Source organism: Lysobacter sp. GCM10012299 (genome assembly GCF_042649405.1).
Taxonomy (GTDB): domain Bacteria; phylum Pseudomonadota; class Gammaproteobacteria; order Xanthomonadales; family Xanthomonadaceae; genus Lysobacter_J.
Map to the genome: position 1 here is coordinate 1 of NZ_JBHRZC010000015.1, position 1033 is coordinate 1033.

Consider the following 1033-nt stretch of genomic DNA (forward strand, 5'->3'; position numbering starts at 1 on the left):
AAGAAACGGAACGCTCTTCGGATTTTCGGTGTCGACTGAAATTAAAGTTCTGATGGGGATCCCAGCATAGTCAAAATATTAAACTAGGACTTCTATACTCTTTTGGGGAACTTTGCAACAGAAGGTTCTGTTGCAAAGTTTTAAATAAAGAATAAAATCCCTTACGGTATCTATGATTTAAGCTGGGATTCCCAATAATACCTTGATTTCAGTACAGACCGAAAACCCGAAGAGAGTGCCTTCTTTTCGGGTTTTCTTATATAATCCTCGAATGGCTTCCATGCCTTTAATCGTGGTAGAGGCAGTGCGTAAACTTCGATAGAATTTATTGCGTCTCTTTACTGGACGATGGTCTTGTTCAATCAAATTATTCAGGTATTTAATGGTACGATGTTCTGTCCCTTGATAAAAGCCGTATTCTTTTAGTTTCTTAAAGGCACTTGTAATAGAGGGGGCTTTATCTGTGACTACAACCTTCGGTTCATCAAACTGCTTCACTAACCGCTTAAGAAAAGCATAGGCTGCTTGTGTGTCCCGTTTTTTACGTAACCAAATATCCAAGGTTAAACCATCTGCATCGATGGCTCGATACAAATAATGCCATTTTCCTTTAATTTTGATGTACGTTTCATCCATTTTCCATGAATAAAAGGATTTTTTATTTTTCTTTTTCCAAATTTGATAGAGTAGTTTGCCATATTCTTGCACCCAACGATAAATCGTCGTATGAGAAACGTTAATGCCACGATCATATAAGATTTCTTGAACTTCACGATAGCTAAGGTTATAACGAAGATAGTAGCCCACGGCTACAATAATCACATCCTGCTGAAATTGCTTTCCTTTAAAATGATTCATCGTCATTCCTCCTGCTATCTTTTTCTATTATTCTACCTTATTTGATAGTAGATTTAAAACTTTGCAACAGAACCATCCAGGCTCAATCAATTGATTTGATAATTTTAGATATTATGATGCCGAAAATGGATGGATATGAAGTAACCCGTCAAGTCCGTGCACAGTATAATATGCC

1 protein-coding gene and 1 pseudogene are annotated in these 1033 nt (G+C 36.8%); one reads left to right on the top strand and one right to left on the bottom strand.

The window, feature by feature from the left end:
* Window positions 1–177 precede the first annotated feature (177 nt).
* The gene (locus ACFOPO_RS18425; protein WP_001015311.1) at window positions 178–858 is read right to left on the bottom strand and encodes an IS6-like element IS1216 family transposase; all 681 of its coding nucleotides are present in this window, start codon (window positions 856–858) and stop codon (window positions 178–180) included.
* Between the two features lie 74 nt (window positions 859–932).
* On the opposite strand from ACFOPO_RS18425, the pseudogene ACFOPO_RS18430 reads away from it, so the two are divergent.
* Window positions 933–1033: pseudogene (locus ACFOPO_RS18430) on the top strand (response regulator); the annotation flags it as partial.